Origin of the sequence: Kordia sp., from assembly GCF_045105435.1 — a bacterium.
In the GTDB taxonomy this organism is placed as follows: domain Bacteria; phylum Bacteroidota; class Bacteroidia; order Flavobacteriales; family Flavobacteriaceae; genus Kordia.
The window spans coordinates 1-5605 of record NZ_JBGCDL010000003.1; the positions used below are offsets into that span (position 1 = coordinate 1).

Below are 5605 nucleotides of genomic sequence, written 5' to 3' on the forward strand. Positions count from 1 at the left end.
AAAAAGTTTGCTGTTCAAGACTTTCAAGGTGCGTTAAACGATTCCGAAAAATACATTCAGCAATTTACAGGAGAAGAAATTGTGCCAAAATTTGAAATGCTAAAAGCCATTCTCATTGCACGTTTAGATGGCTATCTTGCGTACAAAGAAGCGTTGAATTATGTAGCGCTCAATTATCCAAATGACGAAGAAGGAAAGCGCGCACAGCAAATCATTCAATCTTCATTACCAAAAATAGCCAACAAAGCAGTTGTAAATGATGACAAATCAACAAGTTTCAAAATCATTTACGCATTTCAAAAAAATGAAACCGAAGCGATGGATGCGCTCGAAAAAACGATCAATCAAATGATAGAAGACCGTGAATACAATTCACTTTCTATCTCACGAGATGTATATGACAGAAGTCAGAAGTTTATAGTAATTCACGGATTCAAAACCAAATTAGCAGCCATTACTGTGGATGATATGTTAGAAACGGCACCTGTGTACAAGGTTGAAAAACAAAGTGTAATCATGTCTGGCGAAAACTATCAAACCGTACAAATTCATAAAAACTTAGACGAAATAAAATAATAGCCCAATCAACTCAATAATCCCTCAAAACTAGCCAAAACCATGTTTTCAGAATCAAAAAAAGGTCGCAATAATGAAACCACACGTGGACAATCAAATCGAATTGGAAAATCGACAAGCATCAAAGGTGATGTTGTCTCAAAATCTGACTTTAGAATTGACGGAAAACTAGATGGAAGTGTAGAAACTACAGGTAAAATTGTCATTGGTCAAAGTGGCATCATTACAGGAAAAGTAACCTGTGCTAATGCTGATATTCAAGGGCGTTTTCATGGCGAATTGGTAGTTTCAAACTTACTTACTTTAAAAAGTTCGGCTGTCATTGAAGGCGATGTTACAGTAAGCAAACTATCTATAGAGCCAGGCGCTACTTTTAATGCTACCTGTGCAATGAAAACGGGAATCAAAGAACTCAAGTCAAGTGAAGGAAAAAAAGCCGATAAAACCGCTTAATAAAGCAATGCGTTTAAGTGGTGCGGGTTTGCAAATGGGATTGACCATTTATGCCTGCAACTATCTTGGAAATTGGCTTGATGTAAAATACAATCAAACTTTTTGGGAAACCAGCTTGACACTTTTTGGTATTTTTGCAGCTATCTATTTCGTTATTGTACAAGTACTAAAAATTACGGATGATGCTTAGGGAAATCTTCATATATATAACCGCTTTCGGATTATTATTTTTCTTGGGCGATTTTGCACACAACTACTATATCGAAAATCAAGAAATTACGCTCGGCTTCTCTTTGCGGAATATGTACGCATTTCATGCGTTCTTTTCATTGCAAATTTGCATTATCTTTGCACTATTGTCTGCTAATGAAAAATTACGCCCGCAATTGGGATTCATATACTTAGGGTCGTTTGTGTTGAAAATTTTAGTTTTTTGTGCTGTTTTTTACAGCTTACTATTCGTGGGAGAAAAACTGTCTAATACACAACGGATTTCACTGATAATTCCTATGATCGTTTTTCTAATTCTGGAGGTCTATTTTATGATCAAAATCCTGAACAAAAATCATTCTCAGAAATAAAGTTAAAAAAAACACTGTTTTTCTAATTAATTGTTTAATTTTGCGCAGAATTTACGAAGGGTAATTTTTGAATAAATCAATTATGAAGATAGTACAAAAATCTATCAAGTTTTTAACACTAGTCGCAATTGCACTATGTTCTTTTCATGGTTTTGCTAGTGATTCTGGTAAAAAAGACAACAATCAAGATGATGGTGGTATCGTTGATACCAAAAATGAAGTGAAAGACTACATTAAACACCACATCCAAGATTCACACGATTTCACTTTATTTTCTTATACAAGTGATGCGGGCGAAAGAAAACACGTTGGTTTTCCATTGCCAGTAATTGTTTGGACGAGTGAAGGATTGAAAACGTTTATGTCTTCTGCATTTCACCATGACGATAGCGGCAAAGAAATTGTAACTGTTGGAAATGTAAAGTTGGCAAGATTTCACGGAAAGATCTACGAATTAGACGCTGGGCAAACAAAAATTGTAGAAGACGATCATCATCACCCAAAAAATGCACACAAAGTTTTAGACTTCTCTATCACTAAAAGTGTTGTGGGAATCTTATTAGTTGGATTCTTAATGTTATTCTGGTTTATCAGATTAGCAAAACAATACAAAACTAAAAAGATACCAACAGGTTTTGGTCGCGCATTAGAGCCTTTAGTATTATATGTAAGAGACGAAATTGCACGTCCAAACATCGGAGAAAAACATTACAGAAGATTTACAGGATATTTATTAACGGTATTCTTTTTTATATGGTTACTAAACGTTGCAGGATTAACACCATTAGGCTTTAACGTAACAGGTCAGTTAGCTGTAACAGCTTGTTTAGCATTATTCACTTTAGTAATTTATACAGCAAGTGGAAACAAGCATTATTGGAAGCATATGTTATGGATGGATGGAATTCCAGTATTTGTAAAGCCAATTTTAGCAATAATCGAACTAGCAGGAGCATTCCTTATTAAACCTTTTTCATTATTAATACGTTTGTTTGCAAACATTACAGCGGGTCACATTGTCGTAATGAGCTTAATTGCAATCATGTTTACATTAAAACAGGATTTAGGAACAGTTGGTGCAACAGGATTATCTTTAGTATTATCATTTTTAATCGCATTAATAGAAATATTAGTGGCGTTCTTACAAGCATATATTTTTACAATGCTATCTGCGTTGTTTATAGGTATGGCAGTAGAAGAGCATCACTAAATAAAGAGTTTGTTTAATTATATAAATCAATTATTATGTACAATTTAATTGGAGCAGGATTAGTAGTAATCGGAGCAGGAATTGGTCTTGGTCAAATCGGTGGAAAAGCAATGGAAGGTATTGCACGTCAACCAGAAGCAACAGGGAAAATTCAAACAGCGATGATTATCGTAGCTGCACTTTTAGAAGGTTTAGCATTTGGTGCATTAATCTTAGGAAAAGGTTAATAGTTGCCCGCAAAACAAATCAGTGTTCTGCAACGGTTGGTTGCAGAACCTGTTTTTCCCATTTACAATTAGAATTAACAATACTTACATAAAAAATGGAAGATTTATTAAAAGACTTTTCACCAGGACTATTCTTTGTACAGTTATTCATACTGTTAATATTGATATTTTTAATGGTGAAGTTTGCTTGGAAACCAATTATGAGTTCTCTAAACGAAAGAGAATCGGGAATTCAAGATGCATTAGACGCGGCTGAAAATGCTAAGAAAGAAATGCAAAACTTGCAATCAGATAACGAAAAGTTATTAAAAGAAGCACGTGCAGAAAGAGAAGGAATGTTGAAAGAAGCGCGTGAAATCAAAGAAAAAATGATAGCAGACGCTAAAGGAGAAGCACAAGAGCAAGCAAACAAAATGATTGCACAAGCGCAAGAAAGCATCCGTAGTGAAAAGCAAGCGGCTTTAGCAGAGTTAAAAACCCAAGTAGCTAACATTTCTGTAGACATCGCAGAAAAAGTAGTTCGTGGTGAATTAGCAGACAAAACGAAGCAACTATCTTTAGTAGATAAAATGCTTGAAGACGTTACATTAAACTAATAACATACGATGGCAGGATCTAGAGCAGCAATACGCTACGCAAAAGCAATCTTAGGATTGGCACAAGAGCAAAAAGCAGGAGAAGCTGTAGCGAAAGATATGAGCAGCATCGTAAAAACTGTACAAAACAGTAAAGATTTACGATTAATGCTAAACAGTCCTATTGTAAAGCCTGAAATTAAAAAAGCAGCTTTACAAGAAATCTTTTCAGGTGTTCATGCAATATCTGAAGGATTAATTGACATCTTAGTAGCCAACAAACGTGTTGATTTATTAGACGATGTAGCAGCGCAATACAGTATTTTATTTGATGCATCACAAGGAAAAGAAACAGCAGTAGTAACTACAGCTGTTCCGTTAACAGATGCGTTAAGAGATAAAGTATTAGCTAAGGTAAAAGACCTTACGGGGAACCAAGTAACAATAGAAAACAAAATCGATGAAAGTATCATAGGTGGATTTATTCTACGTTTGGGAGATTTGCAATACAATGCAAGCATCGCAAACCAATTGAATACACTAAAACGATCTTTCTCTCAAAATTAAATACTAAATAGAATGGCAGAAGTTAAAGCTGCTGAGGTATCAGCAATATTAAAAAAGCAACTTTCAGGATTTGAAGCAACAGCTTCATTAGACGAAGTTGGAACTGTACTACAAGTAGGTGATGGTATCGCTCGTGTATACGGATTAGCGAACGCTCAATACGGAGAATTAGTAGAATTTGATAGCGGACTTGAAGGGATTGTATTAAACCTTGAAGAAGATAACGTTGGTGTAGTTTTATTAGGATCTTCACAAAGTATCAAAGAAGGTGGAATCGTAAAAAGAACACAACGTATTGCATCTATCCAAGTGGGAGAAGGAATTGTTGGACGTGTTGTAAATACTTTAGGAAGTCCTATTGATGGAAAAGGTCCTATTGAAGGAACAACATACGAAATGCCTTTAGAGCGTAAAGCACCTGGAGTTATTTATCGTGAACCAGTTACTGAACCATTACAAACAGGAATTAAAGCAATTGATGCAATGATTCCAGTTGGTAGAGGACAACGTGAGTTGGTAATTGGAGATAGACAAACCGGAAAAACTGCAGTTTGTATTGATGCAATTCTAAATCAAAAAGAATTTTACGATGCAGGTGAGCCTGTATATTGTATATATGTTGCCGTTGGACAAAAAGCTTCAACAGTAGCGCTTATTGCAAAGACGCTAGAAGAAAAAGGAGCTTTAGCATACACAACAATAGTAGCTGCAAATGCATCAGATCCTGCTGCAATGCAAGTATATGCACCATTTACTGGAGCATCTATTGGAGAATACTTTAGAGATACTGGTCGTCCAGCATTGATTGTTTATGATGATTTATCTAAGCAAGCCGTTGCATACCGTGAGGTATCTTTATTATTACGTCGTCCACCAGGACGTGAAGCATATCCTGGAGATGTATTCTACCTTCACTCTCGTTTATTAGAGCGTTCTGCAAAAGTGATCAACAATGACGCTATTGCAAAGGAAATGAATGACCTTCCAGACTCGTTGAAGCCAATCGTAAAAGGTGGTGGATCGTTAACAGCATTACCAATCATTGAAACACAAGCAGGAGATGTATCTGCCTATATTCCAACAAACGTAATTTCGATTACGGATGGACAAATTTTCTTAGATGGTGATTTATTTAACTCTGGTGTTCGTCCAGCAATTAACGTAGGTATATCTGTATCGCGTGTTGGTGGTAACGCACAGATTAAATCAATGAAAAAAGTATCTGGTACATTAAAACTAGATCAAGCACAATATCGTGAATTAGAAGCATTCGCAAAGTTTGGTTCTGACTTAGATGCCGTTACATTAAATGTAATTAACAAAGGTAAACGTAACGTGGAAATCTTAAAGCAAGGGCAAAATGAGCCATTTGCAGTAGAAGACCAAGTTGCAATTATCTATGCTGGATCTAAAAAC

Annotated in this window: 8 protein-coding genes and 1 pseudogene; all 9 read left to right on the forward strand. The window is 35.6% G+C overall.

Annotated features, from left to right (window positions below; translation table 11 throughout):
* Positions 1 to 576, forward strand: a pseudogene (locus tag AB8B65_RS00095) (hypothetical protein); the annotation flags it as partial.
* 42 nt (positions 577 to 618) lie between these two features.
* Complete coding sequence (locus AB8B65_RS00100; protein WP_405298748.1) at positions 619 to 1029, forward strand: polymer-forming cytoskeletal protein; 411 nt, start codon at positions 619 to 621, stop codon at positions 1027 to 1029.
* A gap of 7 nt (positions 1030 to 1036) precedes the next feature.
* Positions 1037 to 1219 carry an AtpZ/AtpI family protein gene (locus tag AB8B65_RS00105; RefSeq protein WP_405298749.1) on the forward strand — a complete coding sequence of 61 codons (183 nt, stop codon included), beginning with the start codon at positions 1037 to 1039 and terminating at the stop codon, positions 1217 to 1219.
* Positions 1212 to 1610 carry a DUF6168 family protein gene (locus tag AB8B65_RS00110; RefSeq protein WP_405298750.1) on the forward strand — a complete coding sequence of 133 codons (399 nt, stop codon included), beginning with the start codon at positions 1212 to 1214 and terminating at the stop codon, positions 1608 to 1610. The genes AB8B65_RS00105 and AB8B65_RS00110 overlap by 8 nt, the downstream gene beginning before the upstream one ends.
* Positions 1611 to 1692: 82 nt before the next feature.
* Entirely contained in the window at positions 1693 to 2820 is a 1128-nt protein-coding gene (gene atpB / locus AB8B65_RS00115; protein ID WP_405298751.1) for a F0F1 ATP synthase subunit A, read from the forward strand.
* Between the two features lie 35 nt (positions 2821 to 2855).
* Positions 2856 to 3047 carry an ATP synthase F0 subunit C gene (gene atpE, locus AB8B65_RS00120; RefSeq protein WP_089258428.1) on the forward strand — a complete coding sequence of 64 codons (192 nt, stop codon included), beginning with the start codon at positions 2856 to 2858 and terminating at the stop codon, positions 3045 to 3047.
* A gap of 95 nt (positions 3048 to 3142) precedes the next feature.
* Entirely contained in the window at positions 3143 to 3643 is a 501-nt protein-coding gene (locus tag AB8B65_RS00125) for a F0F1 ATP synthase subunit B (protein WP_405298752.1), read from the forward strand.
* A 9-nt stretch (positions 3644 to 3652) separates the two neighbouring features.
* The gene (gene atpH, locus AB8B65_RS00130; RefSeq protein ID WP_405298753.1) at positions 3653 to 4189 is read left to right on the forward strand and encodes an ATP synthase F1 subunit delta; all 537 of its coding nucleotides are present in this window, start codon (positions 3653 to 3655) and stop codon (positions 4187 to 4189) included.
* Between the two features lie 12 nt (positions 4190 to 4201).
* Positions 4202 to 5605, forward strand: a 1404-nt coding sequence (atpA, locus tag AB8B65_RS00135) for a F0F1 ATP synthase subunit alpha (RefSeq protein WP_405298754.1), incomplete at its 3' end; no start/stop codon positions are given.

Excerpts from the sequence above, each read along its gene's own strand:
- AB8B65_RS00100 (WP_405298748.1), top strand. The coding sequence starts at position 619 with ATGTTTTCAGAATCAAAAAAAGGTCGCAATAATGAAACCACACGTGGA.
- AB8B65_RS00105 (WP_405298749.1), top strand. The coding sequence starts at position 1,037 with ATGCGTTTAAGTGGTGCGGGTTTGCAAATGGGATTGACCATTTATGCC.
- AB8B65_RS00110 (WP_405298750.1), top strand. The coding sequence starts at position 1,212 with ATGCTTAGGGAAATCTTCATATATATAACCGCTTTCGGATTATTATTT.
- atpB (WP_405298751.1), top strand. The coding sequence starts at position 1,693 with ATGAAGATAGTACAAAAATCTATCAAGTTTTTAACACTAGTCGCAATT.
- atpE (WP_089258428.1), top strand. The coding sequence starts at position 2,856 with ATGTACAATTTAATTGGAGCAGGATTAGTAGTAATCGGAGCAGGAATT.
- AB8B65_RS00125 (WP_405298752.1), top strand. The coding sequence starts at position 3,143 with ATGGAAGATTTATTAAAAGACTTTTCACCAGGACTATTCTTTGTACAG.
- atpH (WP_405298753.1), top strand. The coding sequence starts at position 3,653 with ATGGCAGGATCTAGAGCAGCAATACGCTACGCAAAAGCAATCTTAGGA.